Source organism: Paraflavitalea devenefica, assembly GCF_011759375.1.
Classification (GTDB): Bacteria; Bacteroidota; Bacteroidia; order Chitinophagales; family Chitinophagaceae; genus Paraflavitalea; species Paraflavitalea devenefica.
In genome coordinates, this window is sequence record NZ_JAARML010000007.1 from 160597 (window position 1) to 183615 (window position 23019).

Annotated in this window: 15 protein-coding genes; 12 read left to right on the forward strand and 3 right to left on the reverse strand. The window is 48.0% G+C overall.

The window, feature by feature from the left end; all coding sequences use genetic code 11:
* The first annotated feature begins 88 nt into the window (after positions 1-88).
* Both HB364_RS29655 and HB364_RS29660 read left to right on the forward strand, forming a co-directional pair.
* A complete protein-coding gene (locus HB364_RS29655; RefSeq protein WP_167292062.1) occupies positions 89-514 on the forward strand; it encodes a VOC family protein in 426 nt (141 codons plus the stop codon).
* Between the two features lie 130 nt (positions 515-644).
* The gene (locus tag HB364_RS29660; protein ID WP_246228657.1) at positions 645-1652 is read left to right on the forward strand and encodes a ligand-binding sensor domain-containing protein; all 1008 of its coding nucleotides are present in this window, start codon (positions 645-647) and stop codon (positions 1650-1652) included.
* Between the two features lie 64 nt (positions 1653-1716).
* On the opposite strand, the gene HB364_RS29665 is transcribed toward HB364_RS29660, so the two are convergent.
* Both HB364_RS29665 and HB364_RS29670 read right to left on the reverse strand, forming a co-directional pair.
* On the reverse strand, positions 1717-2379 hold the full coding sequence (locus HB364_RS29665; protein WP_167292063.1) for a DinB family protein: 663 nt from the start codon (positions 2377-2379) through the stop codon (positions 1717-1719).
* Between the two features lie 99 nt (positions 2380-2478).
* A complete protein-coding gene (locus tag HB364_RS29670) occupies positions 2479-3192 on the reverse strand; it encodes a hypothetical protein (RefSeq protein ID WP_167292064.1) in 714 nt (237 codons plus the stop codon).
* A 151-nt stretch (positions 3193-3343) separates the two neighbouring features.
* On the opposite strand from HB364_RS29670, the gene HB364_RS29675 reads away from it, so the two are divergent.
* The 3 genes from HB364_RS29675 to HB364_RS29685 all read left to right on the forward strand — a co-directional run bounded on the left by HB364_RS29675 (position 3344) and on the right by HB364_RS29685 (position 5773).
* A complete protein-coding gene (locus HB364_RS29675; protein ID WP_167292065.1) occupies positions 3344-4363 on the forward strand; it encodes an SDR family NAD(P)-dependent oxidoreductase in 1020 nt (339 codons plus the stop codon).
* Positions 4364-4429: 66 nt separating this feature from the next.
* Entirely contained in the window at positions 4430-5245 is an 816-nt protein-coding gene (locus tag HB364_RS29680) for an AraC family transcriptional regulator (RefSeq protein WP_167292066.1), read from the forward strand.
* 96 nt (positions 5246-5341) lie between these two features.
* Positions 5342-5773 carry a hypothetical protein gene (locus HB364_RS29685; protein ID WP_167292067.1) on the forward strand — a complete coding sequence of 144 codons (432 nt, stop codon included), beginning with the start codon at positions 5342-5344 and terminating at the stop codon, positions 5771-5773.
* A 51-nt stretch (positions 5774-5824) separates the two neighbouring features.
* On the opposite strand, the gene HB364_RS29690 is transcribed toward HB364_RS29685, so the two are convergent.
* Complete coding sequence (locus HB364_RS29690) at positions 5825-9889, reverse strand: hybrid sensor histidine kinase/response regulator transcription factor (protein WP_167292068.1); 4065 nt, start codon at positions 9887-9889, stop codon at positions 5825-5827.
* Between the two features lie 163 nt (positions 9890-10052).
* Between HB364_RS29690 and HB364_RS29695 the strand changes: the two genes are divergently transcribed.
* From HB364_RS29695 to HB364_RS29725, 7 genes are all read left to right on the forward strand, one after another.
* On the forward strand, positions 10053-11600 hold the full coding sequence (locus HB364_RS29695; protein ID WP_167292069.1) for a Fic family protein: 1548 nt from the start codon (positions 10053-10055) through the stop codon (positions 11598-11600).
* Between the two features lie 300 nt (positions 11601-11900).
* The gene (locus tag HB364_RS29700; protein WP_167292070.1) at positions 11901-15080 is read left to right on the forward strand and encodes a SusC/RagA family TonB-linked outer membrane protein; all 3180 of its coding nucleotides are present in this window, start codon (positions 11901-11903) and stop codon (positions 15078-15080) included.
* Between the two features lie 30 nt (positions 15081-15110).
* Positions 15111-16721, forward strand: coding sequence for a RagB/SusD family nutrient uptake outer membrane protein (locus HB364_RS29705; RefSeq protein WP_167292071.1), 1611 nt, complete (start codon positions 15111-15113; stop codon positions 16719-16721).
* 20 nt (positions 16722-16741) lie between these two features.
* A complete protein-coding gene (locus HB364_RS29710; RefSeq protein WP_167292072.1) occupies positions 16742-17692 on the forward strand; it encodes a DUF5017 domain-containing protein in 951 nt (316 codons plus the stop codon).
* Positions 17693-17721: 29 nt separating this feature from the next.
* Positions 17722-19011, forward strand: a complete 1290-nt coding sequence (locus HB364_RS29715) for a glycoside hydrolase family 88 protein (protein ID WP_167292073.1) — start codon at positions 17722-17724, stop codon at positions 19009-19011.
* Positions 19004-20215 carry a T9SS type A sorting domain-containing protein gene (locus HB364_RS29720; RefSeq protein WP_167292074.1) on the forward strand — a complete coding sequence of 404 codons (1212 nt, stop codon included), beginning with the start codon at positions 19004-19006 and terminating at the stop codon, positions 20213-20215. The genes HB364_RS29715 and HB364_RS29720 overlap by 8 nt, the downstream gene beginning before the upstream one ends.
* A 42-nt stretch (positions 20216-20257) precedes the next feature.
* Entirely contained in the window at positions 20258-23014 is a 2757-nt protein-coding gene (locus tag HB364_RS29725; RefSeq protein WP_167292075.1) for a hypothetical protein, read from the forward strand.
* Positions 23015-23019 lie beyond the last annotated feature (5 nt).

Genomic DNA, 23019 nt, shown 5'->3' on the forward strand with positions numbered 1-23019 from the left:
TGACCCGGCCACCATTTTGTCACTTCTGTTCTATTTTACCCCTGTGCGCAATGGTAGTTTTACATCATAATCATAAAAACAAAAAATGATGAAAAAACCGATCTATCCCTGCCTGTGGTTTGATGGACAGGCCCAGGAAGCAGCAAAATTCTATTGCTCGATCTTTAAGAACGGCCATATCACTGCCGATAATAATATGGTAGTGACTTTTGAGCTGAACGGTACAAAGTTCATGGGATTGAATGCCGGTCCCCAATTCAAATTCAACGAGGCCGTATCCTTTGTGATCGACTGCGATACGCAGGAGGAGATCGATCATTATTGGAACAGGTTGACGGCAGATGGCGGCGAGGAAGGAAAATGTGGATGGCTGAAGGACAAGTTTGGGATTTCCTGGCAGGTAGTGCCTGCTATATTGCCGGAATTGCTGAGCAATCCCGCCAAAGCCCAGAACGTGATGAAAGCGTATATGAAAATGAACAAATTTGACATTGACGCCCTGGTAAATGCCTGAGTGCAGCATACCGGAAGGCAGTACCGGTACCACACCAATCATCCACCATTACCAATAGCTGGTTTTGATTTGTACCTTGTGGTACCGGTTATTTTGCTTTATAAAGGGTTCCTGGTAATAAAAAAGAAAAATGATGAAATACATAGGGATATATACTTTGTTCTTTATGTTCATTTTTTGCACTTTTTGTAAAGGACAAACCAAAACTGAACTACCAAAAGATGATATCAAATCCGAAACCAAAGACGTAATCACTTCCCACGGACCTAACAGCATCACTCGTACTATCATGCAAGATAGAAAGGGCAACATTTGGATGGCTGCATTTGATGGTGTTTTTCGATACGATGGAAAGACTTTTGCCAATATCACAAGTAAAGTGAGTGCGGCCCGCTTTTTTTCTGTTTTAGAAGATAGAAAAGGAAATCTTTGGTTCTCTTCTATCGGTTCAGGTGTTTATTATTATGATGGAAAATCCTTTCTAAATTTTACAACCAGGGAGGGGCTTGCCAATAATGAGGTTACTTGTATTTATGAAGATAAAACCGGTAATATTTGGTTCGGAACTGAAGGCGGAGCAAGCTGCTACGATGGTAAATCCTTTCGAAATTTATCGATGTATAATGATGTTAATTCTATTATTGAAGATAAAACAGGGAGAATCTGGTTTGGCACAAGGGGCAATGCCTGCTTTTATGATGGAAAAACATTTACCGATTTAACCCATAACGGCAAACCTTTCACGAATGTTTGGTCTATAATCGAAGATAAAAAAGGCAATATTTGGCTCGGTGGCACTGATGGCCTTTGGCGCTATGACGGCAGTACATTTACCAATTTCACGCAGAAGTTTGTTAACTGTATTATCGAAGATAAAAAAGGCAATATTTGGACTAGTTCAGAAAGTGATAATGGTGAAGGTTGGGCGCTTTCGTGTTATGATGAAAAGTCATTGTTCAATAAAAAAACCACGGTAACCGAAACAAATTTATCATCAAAAACGATTTTTACGGTTTTTGAAGATGATGATGGAAATATTTGGTTTGGCTCTAGTGGCGTGTATCGTTATGATGGATTTACCTTTGACGACTTTAAAGGTAACGCTGAATATCCCTTACATTTTTTTACACGCCCTTAACCAAAGCCCAGCACAAAAATTCCAATCAACGAGAAAGTATACACCAGTAGCTGGCCCCGGCCAATCACTCCCCTCCCTTGCCGCCCGGCAGCCGCCCTTTGATCCATTTGATCTGGCCATTGTGGTTAGACTCATGCTCCACTACATGGAACCATTTGCAGTAGTTATTGGTAGGTTGGCCGCCGAAGAATTTGGGGTCAACGGTCATTAGCCATTTGTCATCGCGCTTGCGTAGTTCGGCCAGTGTTTTTTCGCGGGTTTTGGTGAGGATATTTACGTAATAATCCAGGTCGTGCCCCTTGATCACTTTACGCCCTTCATCGCCCAGTTCCATGGCCGGGTTCCAGGTAGCCCGCTCCGTTTCTTTGAAATCATTCAATCCCTCAAAGGTATTGCCCTGGTAAAACACTTCGGTGGCGGCCAGGTGCAGTAACATAGCCCCAATGGTATTGCTCTTGGGATCATGCAGGTAATCGAGCTCCTCCTGCTTCATGCCCTTTACCGAACGTAATACCGTATCGCGCATCCAATTCATCATGGATACCAGGGTCCCTACTTGTGGCGAAAAGCCTTCTTTAGGCCCGATGATGTGCAAGCCATCTCCCACATACCGGTCGCCAGCCAGCGCCATGGCAGGAAAAGCGGTCATACCGGTTACGCCGGTCGTTATAGCAGCAGTAGTTTTGATAAAACTCCTCCGGCTGGTCACTGTAGAAGCCTGTTTCATAACATTCATTTTTTGATACCCATAAAGTTACCCTTATTTTTCTTCATCCCTCCTACCGCAAAATGGGGATGCCCTCCTGAAGAGATTATTTTCCGACTCTTAATGTCCATCGACTAGTCCCGCAACCCTGGCCCGATAATCTTGTGTATAGATACCGAACCAGGATACCAATTGCCCGACCCAGGCTGCATAGGGCTTATAGATAAATCCATGGCTCAAGCCTGTTTCGAGTTTAAACTCACGAAGGTCTAGTTCCTCCCTGCTGCGGTTCTCAAAAATTTTGACGCAGGTACCGTGAGGGTCTGAGGATTCAATAACAGATAGGAAGCGCCCCACGATGTTGAGGTTCAAATAATCCTTGTAGGTTTCCGGCCAACAGCCGCCCATGATCACATATTTCATTTCCCAGTTTCTTAACCTGCCCGCTACGTGCAACACAATATTTGATCCTGCTGATGCACCTACCAGTACAATATTCGGGAGGGGCACTTTTGCTTTCAACAGCGTGTCTACCTGTTTCACTATTTTACGTACATAGATAGAATCATCAATCCCCGGCAACCTTCTTTCGCTGATCACATAAAAGCCATGGGCACGCAGGGTATCCAGTATACGTGAATATTGATACGGTCCCCATTCCGGTACGGCATCAGTGATCGCATTGTCGCCTTTAACGGTGACTACGCCACCGTGCAGGTAGAACATATAATACCTGGCCGGGTCGATCCTTTTTGGAAGATCATATTGGATGTATTGAGCTGTAACACTTGTATACAACAGGGAAAGCAGTATGGGAAGGATAAGTTGTTTCATACTGATCATATTAAGGGCTTTGTACAAAGATAACCGTAATGGACATAGATGACGTGCTGAAATGACATTTTGAACAAAGCAAGAATGACGTTTTAAACAAAGTGCCCCGGTCATAGACGTCTTAGTTTTGTTGTAACAAATAAAAATTACAATGCAACAAAACAATTATCAGGGCGCACTACAGCAGCCATTGGGTTCAGGATTTACTGCAAGATCTACAGCCAGTGACGTTATCAAAGGGATAGACCTTTCCGGGAAAACAATCATCATTACGGGCGGCTATGCCGGCATAGGCCTGGAAACTACCCGGGTGTTTGCTGCGGCCGGCGCCACCGTTATTGTGCCTGCCAGGGATGTGGCAAAAGCCGCTAAGAACGTAACAGGCATCACCCCTGTCGAACTGGAACAAATGGATTTAATGGACCCGGCTTCCATTGACGCTTTTGCAGCAAAGTTCCTGGCATCGGGCAGGCCCCTTCATTTACTGATCAACAATGCCGGCATTATGTGGGTGCCATTGCGCAGGGACAGCCGCGGATACGAATCGCAACTATCCACCAATCACCTGGGGCATTTCCAGCTTACTGCCAGGTTATGGCCGGCGCTTAAAAAAGCCCAGGGCGCCAGGGTGGTGAATGTGTCTTCTTTTGGGCACCAAATGGCCCCCTTTCACTTTGATGATCCCAATTTTGAACACCGGGAATACGAGACTCTCCAGGGTTATGGTCAATCGAAGACAGCCAATAATTTATTTACTGTTGAAATGGACAACCGCGGCAAAGCTCACCATGTACGGTCTTACTCCGTGCATCCCGGTTCCGTGAATGGAACCGACCTGGGGCGGGAAGCTCCGATTGAATTATTCAAGCAGATGGGCACATTTGATGCCAATGGCAATATACTGCCTGAAGTAGCCAATCAATTAAAAACGATTCCCCAGGGAGCAGCTACCACCGTTTGGTGTGCCACCAGTACGCAACTTACCGGTATAGGAGGCGTATATTGTGAAGATGCAGAGGTGGCAGCATTGGACACGGGAGGTATTGAGCACCGCTATGATGATCCTTCCACCTTGCGGGGTGTGCTTCCCTATTCATTAGACAAGATAAATGCTAAGCGTTTATGGGAGCTCAGCGAACAAATGACAGGCATTGTTTTCAACGTCAACTGAAGCCCGCATTAATGATTATTTTTGCAGCGTAAAAACATTGCTGCAGGTTGATAATAGGTTAGCAATATGGATTTCCAGATAAAATATATTACGCCGGATATAAAGCTTTCCAGCTACGAGGATAAGTTGTTTAAGACAGAAGTGGTGTTTGATCACCACATGCTGGTATGGTTTATATCGGGCGAAACAAAGATCATCCAGGCAGAAGCCACGTATGTATTCCGGGCAGGTGATATTTTTCTGATCCCGAGAAATCAGTTGGCTACGATCATTAATTATCCCAAAGACGGGCTTCCCCATAAGGCGGTGGCGATGCATCTTTCCACCAGCCGGTTAAGGGAGTTTTATTTCGGTCTCGATGTAAAGCCCAAAGCATTGGCATCACCTAAGATCCGCTGCTTTAATGATCATCCGCTGCTTAAAAGTTGCCTGGCTTCGCTGATACCCTATTTTGAATTGCAGGGACCTTTTCCTGAAAATATTGCAGCGCTAAAAATAAATGAAGCCATCAGTATACTTCGGGTGATTGATCCGGCCATTGACAATATCCTGGCCAATTTTGAAGAACCCGGCAAGATTGATCTGGCCGGGTTTATGGAAAGGAATTTTATGTTCAATATGCCTATGGCGAAGTTCGGCTACCTCACCGGGCGCAGCCTGTCGACTTTCAACAGGGATTTTAAGAAGCATTTTAATAGTACACCACAAAGATGGCTGACACAAAAAAGACTTGAACTAGCCCATTACCAGATCAGTGAAAAAAAGCAAAAGCCCGTTGACGTATACCTGGAGGTGGGGTTTGAAGATATCTCTCATTTCTCTTACGCTTTTAAAAAGCATTTTGGCTATTCACCAACGGAGCTGAATAACAACTCAGCATAGGAACCAAACAATTTTAACCAACTGCTCCTTTGATGACGTTTGATTTTCCAGTAGCTTTAGTAGGTAATCATTTTTCCTTATCTAAAAAAAGTAACGATGAAAAAGATCTTATTCTTCGTGCTACTGGCTGCCCTTGCAACCGGTACCATCCACTATGTACAGGCACAAATTACTTCTATGCAACAGCCTGCTGCCCACACGACTGAAAAGGCAACATCTTCCAACTTCTTTGTCAATGCCAGCGTAACACTGGTGAATAATGCCGGCGCCCAGGGTTACAGGGCCATATTTATCCGGAACTTTAATGAAACACCCTATCTTTTTCCTTCATCCGGGAGCATTACCCACAGCTCTGTTTTGCCGGAGGGCGTTTACACGGTGGCCGTAGCGCCTATTGGCGGCTCTTCTACCGTCAGGAACTTTTCCTGGAGCCTCGGTCCTGACTATGGAAGCCAAACGGGCACCTCTGCCACTTTTAATAATGTGAATATCACTTCAGGAGGTACTATAACGGTTAGTATTAATTAAACAGTCAAGCCCGTTCCTGGTTCGTGGGGACACGAACCAGGGCGGGCGTTTTTAAGACCCTGCAAACTTACTGGGAGATTGCCCGAATTGCTTTTTGAATTCGCGGCTGAAGTATTTGCTGTTTTCATAGCCCACCATATACGCTATTTCATACACGGTGTACCTGTTTTCCTGCAACAGCGCAATGGCTTTTTTCAGCCGGAATGATTTTACAAAGTCATTGGTGCTCATGCCCGTGATGGCTTTTATTTTTTTGAAGAGCACCGGCTGGCTCATGGCCGCTTTTTTAGCCAACACCGCAATGGTAAACTCGGGGTTCTCAATGTTATCTTCTACAATTTGGGTAATGTTTTGTAAGAATGCTTCATCAAGGGGATGAAGCGCTGCCGGCAATGCAGTGCTATTGTCCGGGGCGGCAGCCGGACTGTTTTCTGTTGCAGCACTAACAGGAGCTGCCTGCAATTGCTGCTGAAACTGTTTCCACAACCGCTCACGCGATGCCAGCAGGTTACGGATCTGCAGTTCCAGTACCTGGATGCTGAATGGCTTGGTGAGGTACACCTCTGCCCCGGTTTGCAACCCGCTTACCTGGTGACTTACTTCCGTTTTAGCGGTGAGTAGTATCACCGGTATATGACTGGTACGGATATCGTTTTTGATCTTGTCGCAAAAAGCCAATCCATCCATTTCCGGCATCATTACATCACTGATGATCAGATCGGGCATGGCTTCTGTTGCCAGGCCGACCCCTTCGAGGCCATTGGCGCTTTCCAGTATATGGTATTGCTGCTGCAGCGCGTTTTTGATGAAGGTCCGGATGCCTGCATTGTCTTCTACCAGCAGGATGGTGTTCCTGGCTTCCTCATCCGTGCTTTTTAGGGATGCAGGTGCAGGTTGCCCGGCTTGCGCCATCGCTGTTTCCTGTACGGTAAGCGGCGGTGAGAGATGGGCCATCTGGGCTTCCGGGAAATGGGCTTTTCCTTTGAGCAATGATATAGTGAAGCAGGTGGTATACTGGCCATCGGCTGCTTCTTCGCTGGTCACCCCCAACGTACCTTTATGGATCTCCACAATGCTTTTTGACAAGGCCAGGCCAATGCCATAACCCGTGTTCTGCTTGCTGAAATGATCTCCCTGGAAGTAGTTATCAAACAAGCGCGCTATGTTCTCTTTGGCAATACCCGGACCATTGTCGGTTACCCTGATGATTACAGTGGTATCTTTTTCTTCAATGCCCATGCTGATGTAACCGCCGGCCGGCGTGAATTTAAACGCATTGGACAACAGGTTGAAAAGCACTTTCGCCAATTGTTCTTTATCAAACCATAGCTCGATATCCGGCGAAGAACTGATGAAACCGGCCCGTATATTCCTGGAAACGGATTGATCATGAAAAGCATCGAATATAGATGCTGCAAAAGGAACGATGTTCCAATGATGTACCTGCAGCGGCAGGTGGCCTGTTTCCGCTTTCCTGAAATCCATCAGTTCACTCACCAGTTGCAGCAGGCTTTCTGAATTGGTTTTGATGGTGCGCAGCAACTGCCGCTCATAGGGGTCATTGCTGCCGGTGTTGATGAGTTTTTCCGCAGGTCCGGTTATCAAAGAAAGGTGCGTACGTATTTCATGCGAGATGTTGGTAAAGAAATCAAGCTTTAACCGGGTGAGCTCCTGGTTGCGGCGGAGCAGGGCCCGCAGGAAGAAAAACCGTACAATGAAAAATGCCAGTGTGATAAAGAGCAGTCCGTAAATACTGTACGCCCACCATGTTTTCCAGAAAGGTGGCAACACGGTTATTTTTAAGGTGGCCGGAGCGCTCCATACGCCGTCGTTATTGGCGCCCTTTACGGCAAAGGTATAAGCACCGGGGGGCAGGTTGGCGTAAGCAGCAGTAGCGAGGGGGGTATAGTTCCAGTCTTTGTCAAAGCTTTCCAGTTTATACGCGTAGCTGTTCTTTTCCGGCTTGATGTAATTGAGGATCGCAAAGTCGAGCGTCAGTACATTTTGGTGATGACTAAGCTGAATGTCCTGCGTAAAGCTGATGTCTTTTGTTAAGATATGATCGGGACCATTGATGGTTACAGGCCGGCCAAAGAGTTTGAGGTCGGTAATGAACACCCGCGGTACTACGGTATTTTCTGTTATTTTATCCGGGTAAAAAGCGGAGACGCCTTTGTATCCGCCCAGGAAAAGCTCGCCGCTGTTGCTTTTGTAGCAGGCATTGTTGTTGAACACATTTCCAGCCAACCCGTCGGCTTCAGTGTAGGTATTGATCCTGCCATCGCCCGGCCTCAACCTGGCCAGGCCATTGGCGGTACCTGCCCAGATGTCTTTCGGGTTATCATCCTGCAAGAGGCCCAGTACATTGTTGTCGGGCAATCCCTCTTGCTGCGTATAGGCGGCTATTTTATTACCTGCCCGGTTGTATACGATAAGACCGCTGTAATAAGTGCCGGCCCATATATTGCCCTGTGCATCTTCCAGCAGGCTGTTTACATAACAAGGATAGCTGCCTGCTTTTTCCTGTACCAGCTTTACCTGGTTGCCTGTTATGGCATACAGCCCGGTGGTGGTGCCCACCCAAACGGTATGGTTGTTGGTTTCCAGCAAAGCAAGGATGGCTTTATTGCCAATCGCTGTCCTGATTGCTTCGCCTTCCGGATAAGGACTGAGGAGAGTGCCCTGTTTTCTGAACAGCTTCAGGCCTGCTGTTTCCGTGCCTATCCAGAAGATGCCCTGGCTGTCTTCCAGCAGGCAAGGTATTTCAGCGCCCAGGCTTACCGGGTCATTCTCTTTGTACAAATACCGTTTGAAGCGACGGGTGGAAGGATCAAACAGGTTCAGTCCGCCACCATGTGTGCCTACCCATATATTTCCGGGCCGGTCCTTATACACGGTTTTTACGAGATTGGAACCAATACTGCCGGCATCATTTGCTTTATGTTGATAATATTCCACCTCGCCGGTTGACCTGTTCATATAGTTCAGTCCGCCCCCTTCTGTGCCGATCCAAAGGTTATTTTTATCATCCTCCACGATGGCGCTAACCACATTGTTGCTCAACCGGGATTGCCGGGAGCTGTTGTTGTACACCGTAACACCGGCGCCAAAAGCAGCATAGCAATTAACGCCGCCAAAGAAAGTGCCTACCCAGATATTGCCGATGTTGTCTTTGTACAGGCTGTGCACTGAGTTCTGGCTTAAACTGTTTTTATTCCATGGATCATTTACAAAAGAAGTAAAGCTGCCCGTGCAGGGGTCCAGGATAGACAGTCCCTCCTGGGTCCCTATCCAGATACGCTCCTGCGCATCGGAGAGTAGTTTCCTTACATGGTTGTTGACGAGCCCGCCGGATGCCTGTGTGTAATGAACAAAGCTGTTCTGCCGGGCATCATACCTGTTCAATCCACCATTGAGGGTAGCCATCCATAAGTAGCCCTGCTTATCTTCAATGATGCTGGTGACCTGGTTATCGCTGATGCTGGCGCTATTGGCAGGATCATGTCGCAGCGCGGTGGCTTCAAAACCACCGGGCGTGGTGGTGATCTTCACCAGGCCATCATAAGTACCGGCCCAGATGATACCGCTGCGGTCTTCATAAACACAAAGCACGCCCCTTGACGGGAAGTTTTTACGGCCGGCAAAAGAATGGAAAGCAGGCTTCTCCCCGCCGGTAAGCAGGAACAAGTTTTTCGGAGTACCTACCCACAAACGTTTTTGGGAATCTTCATAAATGCAGGTAATGGCGCTATGTTCGGCACCGGGCACCGTGACCCGCTCAAACCTGTCTGCTGTTGCCTGGTACCTGTGCAGGCCATCCCGGGTACCTACCCAGAGGGTTTGCCGGCTATCGCAGAAGAGGGACAGGATATAATTATTGTTCAGGCTGGTGGAATCGCCGGGCCTGTTTTTGTATACCGTTATTTTCCGGGAGTCGTATTTGTTCAATCCATTCCTGGTGCCCAACCACATAAATCCCCGGCTGTCCTGCGCCACGCATAAAACGGAGTTTTGCGACAAGCCTTTTTCCACATCGAGGCGATCGAACCAGAGCGGTTGCGTCCAACCCATGACCCGGGCAGCAAAAAGCAATACTAAAAGCAGGAACCATTTCATAGAGTGAACAAAACGCTTGTGGGTGATAAAACTAACTTTTTCTTTTTATAAACGGTTAAGAAGGCAATTAGGCATCCTGCTTTTATACACAATTTACTAATCTTAATACAACATAATTTACTAATTTGCATGCAACACGATTTACTAATTTCAGCATTATACAATGGCAACACCTGCAGAAAAATTAGCAACTTCCTTAGACGCCCTCAAACAACTCCAGGAAAAAGGGATAGTAGCTATTAAAACTGATGCCTTATCCAGGATAAACAGGGAACGGCTCCTGGATAACGGATTTATAAGAGAAGTCTACAAAGGATGGTACATGGTCACCCCTCCCACAGAAGCGAAGGGAGACAGCACTTCATGGTACAGCTCTTATTGGAGTTTTTGCGCTCAACTGCTGGCAAATATGTACGGTCAAAACTGGTGCATATCGGCAGAACAATCATTGTCGCTTCATGCCGGCAACTGGACTGTACCACAGCAACTGATTATAAAATCGCCTCAGGCAAGTAATAATAAAATCGATCTACCTTTTGGCACTTCCTTGTTCCATATAAAATCACAGCTTCCGGCAAAAACTGAGATCATAGACAAAGAAGGGATCCGCATGCTTTCATTAACAGCAGCTCTAGTGCAGGTTTCGCCTAACACTTATACTCAAAATCCCACTGATGCACGAACTGCCCTTACCATGACAAAAGATGCATCACCCATTTTGGCTTTATTATTAGAAGGCGGTCAAAGTGTCGTTGCAGGCCGCCTCGCAGGTGCGTTTCGTAACGTTAATCAGGATATTATTGCCGATACAATTGTAAAAACAATGGAAAAAGCAGGATATAATGTGAGGGAATCAGACCCGTTTGAAAACAGGATAATTGTTCCACTGTCTAACCGTGCGTCATCTCCTTACGGAAACCGCATCAGGTTAATATGGCACCATATGCGGGATATAATTATTACACATTTTCCTAAAGAGCCAGGTATTCCGAAAGACAAGAAGAAGTACATGAAGATGGTTGAAAAGATATATGTGACAGATGCTTACCACTCATTATCTATTGAAAAATATAAAGTAACCCCTGAATTAATAGAGCGGGTACGCAAGGGCATATGGAATCTGCAGGGTAATGAAGAAGACCGAAAACAGCGGGACGCTATGGCTGCAAAAGGGTATTGGGAAGCGTTCCAGGCAGTAGAACGAAGCATTACCCGTGTGCTTGCAGGAGAAAATCCGGGTGAAGTGGTGGATATCGATCATGCAGAATGGTATCGTGAATTATTTGCTCCGAGCGTAAGTGCTGGCTTACTTAAACCAGCAGATCTGGCCGGGTATAGAAATCACCAGGTTTATATCAGTCAATCCAAACATGTCCCATTAAACAAAGAAGCAGTCCGGGATGCTATGCCCGTTTTTTTTAAATTACTTCAGCAAGAGCAGGAGGCATCTGTGAGGGCAGTATTAGGGCATTTTATTTTTGTTTTTATACATCCGTATATGGATGGCAATGGAAGAATGGGACGGTTTTTAATGAATGTAATGCTTGCATCGGGGGGCTATCCCTGGACGGTTATCCCGGTACAGGAAAGAACAACTTATATGCAGGCTCTTGAAAAAGCAAGCGTGGACCAGGATATTGAACCATTTGCAAAATTCCTGGGTAATCTGGTACAAAAATCCCTGAAAGGGACGCCCGTTGCAAAAGTATAGTATGTGAAGAGTACTACCGTTTTGTGCTTTGTATAGTTTTTTCAGTACAAAACAGGCTCCGGCAAATCTGGCCTATTCACAGGCTTCAATGATCTTAGCAATTCCCCCTGGCAACAATTTATATGTCTTGCGAAAGGGCCGGACTGAAAGTTTAAAAGCCGTAGGAAAAGCTCCCTCAGCGGGATTCATAGGGTACTTTTTAAAAAAGTGCCCTATTTTTTCGATTTATTCACCCTTGGGCTACGGAAAAATCCCTGAATTTCATCGCTGCTATTTTATATATACTTAATCTGACTATTTATGCGATTGCCTGTTTGCCATTGGCTTTACTGCCGTGCCTTACTAAAGGTTTCCTACCCCCTGTTATTGGTCTCCCTGTTTTTTGTTCCCTGTATAGTATTTGCCCAAAGCCCGGTCAGCGGCCTCGTAAAGGATACCGCGGGGAAGGCGCTGTCCGGCATTTCCGTAACTATTAAAGGAAAGAAGGTGGCCACCCAAACCGATTCGGCCGGTCATTTTAAACTGGCCGCCGTTACCGGCGACCTGCTGGTTTTTTCTGCTGCCAATTTTGAAGAAGCGGAGATAAAAGTAGGCGACCAGTCCGAATACCGGGTTACGCTCCGGTTAAAGGTAAAAGACCTGGACGATGTGATCGTGATCGGTTACGGTACTACTACTAAAGGAGATGTGACGGGCTCGGTGTCGAAGGCGCCAACGGCCAGTATGCAAAAAGCGCCGGTCCGCTCTTTTGATGAAGCCCTGGCGGGCCGGGTGGCCGGTGTGTCGGTCGCTTCTGTTGACGGGCAGCCCGGTTCTGCCGTGAATATTGTGATCAGGGGGAATAATTCCATTACACAGGACAACTCGCCCCTGTACGTGGTAGACGGATTTCCCATTGAATCGCCCAATAACAATGTGATCAATCCCCAGGATATTGAATCGATGGATGTACTGAAGGACGCTTCGGCCACGGCTATTTATGGCGCCCGGGGCGCCAACGGCGTTATTATTATTACCACCAAGAAGGGAAAAACAGGTCCGCCTGCTGTTGCTTTCAATGCTTCGTACGGTATCCAGAAAACGATTAACACGATGGACGTGATGAGTCCTTACGAGTTTGTCAAATACCAGTTGGAAAAAGATTATGGGGAAGCTGCCAAGACTTACCTCACCGACGGAAAAACATTGGAATCGTACCGGGATGTACCCGAAATAGACTGGCAATCCAGGATGTTCAGGACCGCTCCCATGAAGAATTATGGCTTATCGATAACCGGCGGGAATAACTATACCAAATATTACCTGTCGGGAAATATATTCGACCAGGAGGGTGTTATCATCAATTCCGGGTATAAGCGTTACCAGGGTACTATATCCCTCGACCAGGTATTGAGCCCTAAAGTGAAAGCAGGCGTGTATGTTAACTACAGTTACCTGGATCAGTCGGGCCTCCAACCCTCCGGTGTTTCCAACCAGAATTCCACCACAGGCACCCTCTTCAGCGTATGGGGTTACCGGAACTTTGCGATCAGCGGGGTGCCCAACCTGGAAGACATCTTATTCGATCCCGGCGTTGACCCCGCTGTCGATGCACGGATCAACCCCGTGCTGAACCAGGAGCATGCTTTGCGGGAAAACCTTTCGACCAATACGATCGTTAACGGTTATACAGAGTTTACCCTCCTGCCCGATCTGAAGTTGAAAGTAACAGCCGGCATTACGAATAACCTTACACAAATGAACCAGTTCAATGACACGTTCACGGTGTATGGTAATAAAAATTCACGACTGGGTGCTACCAAAGGCATCAATGGCTCGGTGATCTTTTGGAAGAATACGACCTGGATGAATGAGAATACGCTGAGCTATTATAAGAAGATCGGCAGCAACCACAACCTCACCTTCGTGGCAGGCTATTCCCAAACCGGCAACAAGACTTCCCGGTATGGCGCCAGCGCCACCAACCTGCCCAATGCAGACCTGGGCCTTAGCGGACTGAACGAAGGCACGCCGGAAACCGTTACCGCCATTACTTCTTCCTGGGGACTGGTTTCTTTTTTGGGCAGGGTGGATTATAAGTATAAGTCTACTTACCTGCTGACCCTTTCTTACCGGGCGGATGGTTCCTCCAAGTTTACGCCCAACAACCGCTGGGGTTATTTCCCTTCCGGGGCACTGGCCTGGCGGTTTAAGCAGGAAAAGTTCATGCAACGGTACCGCTTTTTGTCGGATGGGAAGCTGCGGGTTAGTTATGGTGTGACCGGCAATAACCGGATCGGGGATTTTGCCTACCTGTCGTCTATTGCTGTCGCTACTAATTCGCAGGGATATACTTTTGGCAATGTTACCTCGCCCGGCGCTTTTGCTTCCAATTTCGGCAACGGGGGATTGAAGTGGGAAACCACATCACAACTGAACCTGGGTACCGACCTGAGTTTTCTGAACAACCGCATTAACCTGACAGCCGAGGTATACCGCAAAAAAACTACCGACCTGCTGCTGTATGCCAACCTGCCGCTTTCACTGGGCTATGCAGCAGCCCTTCGCAATATCGGCAGTGTAGAGAACAAAGGACTGGAACTTTCATTGAATACGGTAAATGTGACCAGTAAAGACTTCACCTGGAAAAGCAACTTCAATATTTCCTTTAACAAAAGCAAAATACTGGCGCTTACCGAAAACCAATCGTCCGTTACTTCCACGGCTCCCTTCGATTTTTACTTCTCTACTATACCTTCCTATATTTCTAAAGTGGGCAATCAACTGGGTATGATGTATGGATATATCTGGGAGGGTGTATACCAATACAGTGATTTTGACAAATCAACGACCGGCAATTATGTATTGAAAGACAATGTGCCTTCCAACGGTAATTTAAGAAGTGCCATACAACCGGGCGATATTAAGTTCCGGGATATTAACGGCGATCTTACTATTGACGCCAGCGATTATACGGTCATCGGCCGGGGATTGCCTGTTCACACCGGTGGTTTCAATAATGATTTCACCTATAAGTCTTTTGACCTGAATGTATTTTTTCAATGGTCTTATGGCAATGATATTATCAATGCCAACCGCTATATATTGGAAGGCAATCTTTTCGGCCGCACCAACCTCAACCAGTTTGCCAGTTATACCAACCGGTGGTCGCCGGAGAATACCAGTTCCACCCTGTACCGCACAGGCGGCGGCGGCCCTACTACGCCTACCGGCGCCAATTCGAGGGTGATAGAAGATGGCTCCTACCTACGGCTTAAAACGGTATCCCTTGGTTATAGCCTGCCACAAAGGCTGCTGAACAGGGCAAAGGTGAAGTCATGCCGCTTGTATGTTTCGGCGCAGAACCTGCTCACCTGGACAAGTTATTCCGGCATGGATCCCGAGGTGAGCGTATTCAATTCTGTGCTGACACCCGGCTTCGATTATTCTGCTTATCCGCGTCCCCGCGTGGTGACTTTCGGGGTGAATGTGAATTTATAAACTTACTCAACTACGATTAAATAGATTGATATGAAACGGTTCCTGCTGATGCCATTGTTTGTCCTCTTTGCTTTATCCTGCAATAAAGTATTGGATAAAAAGCCAACCGATTTTGTAGAGCCAGGCAATTACTATAACAGTGAAAACGACCTGAACCTCGCACTTACCGCTGTATACGACCTGCTGGGCAATGAATACCTGTACACCAGTTCACTCTGGTTCCAGTTGGGTATTTGCACCGATGAGGCCTTCTATGCTTACAGTTCCAATTCCTATTCGGCCCCTATGTTTTACCAGTATGATTACACCAATGTATACATAACGGGCTTGTGGCAGCAATGCTATATAGGCATTGAAAGGGCCAACCTGCTCATAGCGAACATCAACAGGCCTGCGATGGATGAAACCAGGCGGCAGGTAATGCTTGGGCAGGCCCTCTTCCTCAGGGCTTTTTATCATTTCCTGCTGGTGAGCAATTACGGCGATGTGCCTTTGAAGTTAACGCCCAGTACCGATGTGAATTCCGTACGGGTGCCCCGCACACCGGCTAAGGAAGTGTATGAAAGGATCATTGCCGACATGAAAGAAGCGGAGGCGAAAGTAAATACAGCCAGTGTTATTGGCAATTCCAGCCGTATTTCAAAAACTACCATCCAGGGAATACTGGCCCGGGTATGCCTGTACATGGCGGGTTATCCGCTGCAGGACCAATCAAAATATGCAGACGCATTGTATTGGGCCAAACAGGTAACGGCCAGTAATGAACACGCCTTGCGCACCACGTACAACGCAGCCATTACCAATTCGGCTTACAGCCAGATCTTCATCAATCAATCACAGGATATTTATGACGTGAAGGAATGTATGTGGGAAGCGGATTTTAACACCAATAACAATAATACCGCTTATTGGGAAATGGGCAAGCTGGGCACGATGAACCTGGGATGCAATAACCTGGATACGGGTTTTGCCGGCTCCAATATCAAGACCTCCATTAAACTTTATAACCTGTATGGCAGTGGTGATTACCGCCGTGATTGGGTGATAGCGCCTTTCTATTTTGTAAGCACCACTACTACCGCTTCGAGGACCTATTACACAGCCAGCAATATCATTGGCCGTGATGCCGGCAAATGGAGAAGGTATTATGAACCACTTTCACCTGCCAAACAGCAATATGTGAACGGCACCAACTTTCCGATACTCCGTTATGCCGATGTGCTGCTGATGCTGGCAGAAGCAGAAAATGAGGTCAATGGCCCAACAGATATTGCCTATGACGCCATTAACCAGGTGAGAAGAAGGGCTTATGGATTACCGCTGGATGCCCCCAGCCTGGTGGCCGACCTGCCTGCAGGTTTCGCGAAAGAGCAATTGAAGCAGGCCATTATGGATGAGCGTGCAAGAGAACTGTGCTTTGAAGGTTTACGCAAGGCAGACCTGATCAGGTGGGGCGTTTTCACATCAGTTATGAATGCAATGACAACAGAGATCAATGCTTCCAATGCCAGTACTACCAATAAATCGCGGTGGACGCTCGGGTATACCACAGCCGCGTCTTCTCCGAGGTACCTGCTGCTGCCGATCCCTTCACTGGAAATCAATATTAATAAAGCCATGACCCAAAACCCCGGTTGGTAAGACCCCAAAAAAATAATCGTATGATCAAGTATATTCTTTCTTTTATCGGGGCAGGCATCCTGTTGACCGCCTGCCAAAAAACACTGAGCACGGGCGATGCCGGCTTTGATGTGACGGTTAACACCACCACCCTGCCCGTTGGCGATACGCTCCGGTTTGCCTTTACCGGCAGTCCCGATGTGATCAGTTTTTATTCAGGCGAACCGGGAAAGCGGTATGAGTACAGGAACAGGACTTCTGCTGAAGGCGCCCCCACCCTGCGGTTCAGAACAACCAGGGCCAATGGTTCACAGGCCAATTCGCTGGCCTTGCTGGTATCCAACGATTTTGCCGGTGTATTGGTGAAAGACACCGCCGCTACGATCAGCCAGATCAACAGCGCTACCTGGACAGACATCAGCTCCAGGGCTTCTTTTTCTTCCGGTACGGTAACACCTTCCGGCACTATTGATCTTTCCGACTTCAGCGCGCAAAACAAACCGGTGTTTATTGCCTTTAAGTATGCCGGCTTTACAGGAACAGCGCAGAATAAATGGACAATAGATTCTTTTGCGGTGACGAATACACTGGCAGACGGAACAAAGTATGTGATTGCCAATATGAATGCTTACAACAGCGCTTATACCAATTACGGCGTAACAACTTACAGTCCGGGTTTCTTTGCGTGCAAGGTGAGCAATAATTACAACTGGTCTATCGGCTCTACGTCGCTGGTGATTACCGGCGCTACTTCTGCCGGGGCAGCCACCTCCCCTGCCGAGGCATGGGTAATTACAGGGCCTATTGACCTGAAGAAGGTAACACCTGATGCCGGTGTGTCCATCAAAACTGTTTCGCAAACAGCGGGCGACCTGCAGTATACGTATAAATATGCTGCGCCCGGTACTTACCAGGTTGTTTTCAGCGGCGGAAAGACAAGTGCCGGCGAGCGCCATTATACAACGAAATCTTTTTCCATTACTGTTCAATAGAACAGGCATTCAGCTATAAAATTTATTTCATGAAACAACTAAGGACCTTTATCCTGGTAACAGGCAGCGTATGCGCAGCAGCGTTCATACCTGTTAAGAATCAATCCGGATTTATTGAAGACAATTTTTCCTTTGCCGGCAGCCAACTGAAAAAGATGGTGACTGTCGCCAATCAGTATGACACCTTGTTTCCCCGCTCTATTGATAAGGAAGGCCGGTTGAAAGGGACGAATAAGTATGAATGGACTTCCGGTTTTTTCCCCGGCGCTTTGTGGTATGCCTATGAAGGTACCGGCGACCCTACGCTGAAAAGTAGCGCCATTGTCTGGACGGAGAAGCTGGAGTCGTTACAGGATTTCACCCAACACCACGACCTGGGTTTTATGCTGTATTGCAGTTATGGCAATGCTTACCGGCTCACCGGGAACGAAGCCTACAAGCAGGTGCTGGTGCGGGCGGCCAAATCGCTCAGTACACGATTCAATTCTGTCACCGGCAGCATTAAATCGTGGAATGGGTTCGGTTCCTGGGATGGCAAAGGGAAGTATTATTACCCGGTGATCATTGACAATATGATGAACCTGGAGCTGTTGTTCTTTGCGTCGAGGGTTACCGGCGATCCGTATTACAAAAATATCGCCATAACGCATGCGGAGAATGTATTGAAGAACCAGATCCGGCCGGATTTCAGTTGTTACCATGTGGTGTGCTATGATTCGCTCACCGGCAGGGTGCTTACAAGGGAAACAGCCCAGGGCTATGCGAATAATTCCACCTGGGCGCGCGGACAATCCTGGGGCATTTATGGGTTTACGATGACGTACCGGGAAACAAAAGACAAACGGTACCTGCGTGCAGCCCGGAAGATGGCCGACTTTTATCTTGACCATAAAAGCCTGCCTGCAGATAAGGTAGCTTATTGGGATTTTAATGCCAATGACCCGGGCTATTATCCCTCGGTAAAATCACATGTGAAAGAAACACCTGTCAAATACCGCGATGCATCTGCCGCCGCGATTACCGCCTCTGCCCTGTTTGAACTAAGTGCCTCGCTGGGAGCAGCAGGAGAAAAGTATAAAGCGGCTGCTATTGAGATCCTCCAGGCATTAAGCAGCCCCGCTTACAGAGCGCCCGCCGGAGAGAACGGCGATTTCCTGTTAAAGCATTGTGTGGGCAGCATTGCCCACGGTACAGAGATAGATGTACCGCTGATCTATGCTGATTATTATTTCCTGGAAGCCCTGAACCGGTACAGACTATTGCTTGAACACAGGAATGTAATTGCAGGAGCCACCAACAATCCCCAATTATATGAGTAGACTTATTTGCCTGCAGGCTATCGGTATGATAGCCGCCTGTAGCTTTATGCCGCAGGAGACAGCCGCGCAACAGTTGACTGTTTATGGGAAGTTTGATTTTGGCACCTACAAGGTGCAGGGTTTTACCGGTGCTGTCGCCACCTTTAATGGTAATGCCACCCTTGCTACTGCCCACGCCGGTGGCCTGGGAGGCAGCCTGCCTGGCTTTGCCACCTGCACCCTCGACAGCGGCATTCATTATGTGGTGAACGGTGCTACCACAACGCCTTTCCCCGCCCAGGCCAATGCTGGCGCCACGGCTATTTATGCCGGTAAGGTAACCATCAATGCCAGCACCAGTATTAATAAGTCAGTGTATGTGGCAGATACCTTAATGCTCAACACCGGTTATTTAACGATTCCTCCCGGCGACAGCCTGGTGATTACTTCGGGCCTGCCCATTGCAGGTGGCCCTTTCAGCAATGCAAAACATATTATTACTGCAGCCAATGTGAACACTAACAGCCAGGGATGGATGGCAGTACGTACTATCAGCGCCCCTTACCTGTTCCCGGTAGGAACAGGCGCCTATTATTTACCGGCCACACTGTCGCCTGTATCCAATTCGGGATTCGTGGCAGGCGTGTTTGAAGGTATTACTAACAACGCCCAACCGGGCGGTACGGCTTTCACGGCGCAGCAACTGGCAACAGAGGTAAATGCCGTATGGAGGATACAGCGTACCAGCGGCAATAATAGTTGCCAGTTGACCCTGGGCTGGCCGCAGGACCTGGAAGGCAGTGATTTCAGCCAGGCCGCTCATATAGGCATAGCTGCTTATGACAGCCTTTGGCAGGATGCTGCCGGGCAGGGCGATAATGCTGCCAACAGCGCGTATAAAAACTTTACGCAGTTCTACGCCTTTACGGTTGCCCAAAAAGAATGTTCACAGGAACAACAACAAAACGGGAAGATGACTTTATTACCGGCGGCCATCAATAAGATATGGCCCAATCCGGTTGTTGACCAATTGACGATCACCCATTCCCTGACTGGCTCTAAGGTATCTATCACACTGTATGACCTGTCGGGCCGGATGCTTCACCAGGAATACGCCTATAGCCGGCAGGTATCGCTGAAAGTACCTGCGCTCCGGCCAGGCATGTATATGCTGTCCATTTCCAATGGCGCTACAACGGTAACACAGCCGTTCCTGAAACAATGATAGCCGGAATTTCTTTTACGATCACTTGCCAAACTATGAACGATGAAAACGATACTGCTTGTTATAGTAACTTCTTTCGCAGCGCTATGCCTGCCTGCACAAACTACTTATTACTGGGTGGGCGGCACTACCGCCAATGCCGATTTTAACCAGGCCAGTAACTGGAACACCGTATTAGGCGGCGGCGGCAGCGCCCGCACTTCACCGGCCACCAATGATATACTGGTATTTGACGGCTCCAATTACGGAGCGCCTGCCGCCAAATCGGCCACTGTATATAATCTCCCTGCACAAACACTCGGCGGCCTGGTACTTCAGCACAATGCTACCGTCACTTTTGCCAGCGCCATCAGTACGGCCGCTACCGCTTTGAGTGGACTGATCTCCAAGTCTGGAAATACAATCACGGGCAATGCCTCCACCAATTTCAGTAATGATTTCAAGGTGGGTGATTTTGTGACCACTTCCCAGTTTGGCGCCACGATGTCGCTCATTACTACTGTTAACGCCAGCACACTTATCACTGCGGAGGCGAACAATTATGGCAATACCGCTTATTACAGGGGCGCCACGTTGCGCATCACCGCATCTCCGGGACTGGTAATTGAGCGCGGATCAACACTGACGGTAACATTCAACAATGCTCCTTTTGCCATTACTATTTTGCCCGGCGCTTCAGGACTTGTACAGGGCAATCTCTCTTTTATGCCCAGCGGAACGCAGGCCCACCGGCTCGTTTCTTTTACCGCAGGCGGTGTGCTGGTGGATTCTGCCGGCGTGATCACGAGCGGCCCTAATGTGCGCGGCAATGTTTTCAGCACCAATGCAGTGGCTACCAATAACAATATCATTTTCGCCAAAGGCAGCCGCTATGTCCATAATCCCCGGAATGCCAACCCTGCCGAAAATCAAATACCTTTTGGCAGTACGGTAACAGGCCCGCAGTCGGTTATTGACCTTCAGCCGGGCAGCACCCTTGTGTACAGCACCAACAACGGCGCCTCCTTTGCAGGGTTCAAGTATGGCGATGTGGTGATCAATGGCAATATTACGGCCACCACTTCCCCTTCCTACCTGGAGAATTTTACGGTGAACAGCAACGCTGTTTTTTTGAACAATAGCCTCACGGCTTTTCCCATCTCCGGCAGTATTGACAATAACGGCATCATCAGCACTACGGCCGCTTCCACTATTCTGTTATGCGGCCAACAACTTCAACGGATAAAAGGCAATGGCGCTTATTATTTGAACAACGTTACTACTGTTGCCGGATCGGATGTGAAGCTGGAGCGGGACCTGCAACTATCTTCTACTGCTACTTTTTCCAGCACTGCTGTAGTGGTGAATGGCGCGCAGGTATTGGCGGATAGCCGGGCAACGAATATTGGTGTTACGGTAAATAATTACCTGGAAGGGCCTGGCACAGTGAGGACCACCCCGTTTGCCACCGCCATCAGTAAGATGAAAATGAAAACACTCCGGTTTGGTGAAGGAGAGATAGGCGACTGGTACCTGTGGTCCAAACCGCCTTATACAGCGCCCAACCCGCATGCTGCGATGTGGGGAAGCAGCCAGTGGCCTTTTACGGATGCCGGTATGTTTAACCTGGCAGATACGACCGGTAAGCTGGTCACGAATCAAATGAATATAGACCATTTCCTGACACTTTGCAAGGACAGCGCTATCACACCGTATTTTATTGTACCGATAGATGCCATTATGCAACCCAATGCCGTTGCCCATTATGTAACCAAACAGGAGATATTGAACAGCACGGTAGCCCTGGTGAATTATGTAAAACAAAAAGGACTGTCGTCTGCCCATTATGAGATCGGCAATGAATGTTATTATCCTATTTCGGGCACCAGCACCGGGCAAACCTGGAGCGCCACCGCCTATGCCAACCTGGTGGCAGAGTTATCGGACCTGATGAAAGCCGCAGACAGCACGATCAAGATAGGCATGAACGGCCATAATTATCCCAACACCAAATGGTATGATACGCTTTTCCTGGTAGCGGCCCCCAAAGCAGATTTTATTGTGGCGCACAATTACCTGCCCAATCCTTCCACGGTAAGCACGGCCGCCAATTCCTGGTACAACAGCTACCTGACGATGGCGGCCAATAATACAGACCTGATAAGCGCCGTGAATAATGCCACAGCGGCCATCAATACTTTTGGTGATGCGGCGGCTAAGAGCCGCCTGAAGATCGCTGTTACAGAAGCCAGCTCCTATGCTCCGGGGTCAGCAGATTCCATCTATCCTAAAACCAATACCATGGGGAAAGCCATCATTGCAGCCGATATGTTTGCCGCCATGCTTTCCAATCCCCGGGTGTCGCATGTGCATTTCTGGACCAGTCACTGGTTCCTCAGTTATGCGCAAACGTATAACCAGCCTTACAACCTGCGGTGCCTGCTGGGCGGCAATAATGAAATCACCCCGGTAGGTTATTCGCTTCAGTTGCTGAACGAGTGTATAACAGGCAATAAGGTATCGGTCACTGATCTTAATACGGCCAATACGAAGTATAAGGTGCACGCATTCTTTGATACGGCCACGGGAAAAACAAACCTGCTGGTGATCAACCGGGACAGTGTTTCCAAAACAATCCCCCTGCTGCTGGCCAATATGAATATGGCCAATAAAACGAGCCAGGCGGTAATGCAGTTGAAAGGGAATAATCCGAATGATTACGCACCGGTGTTCAGCAGCATCAGTAACGTGAGCACGGATGCGGCAGGGCGGGTGGATATAACCGTACCGGCGTATTCGATTACCCGATTTAGTTTTTAATTTTA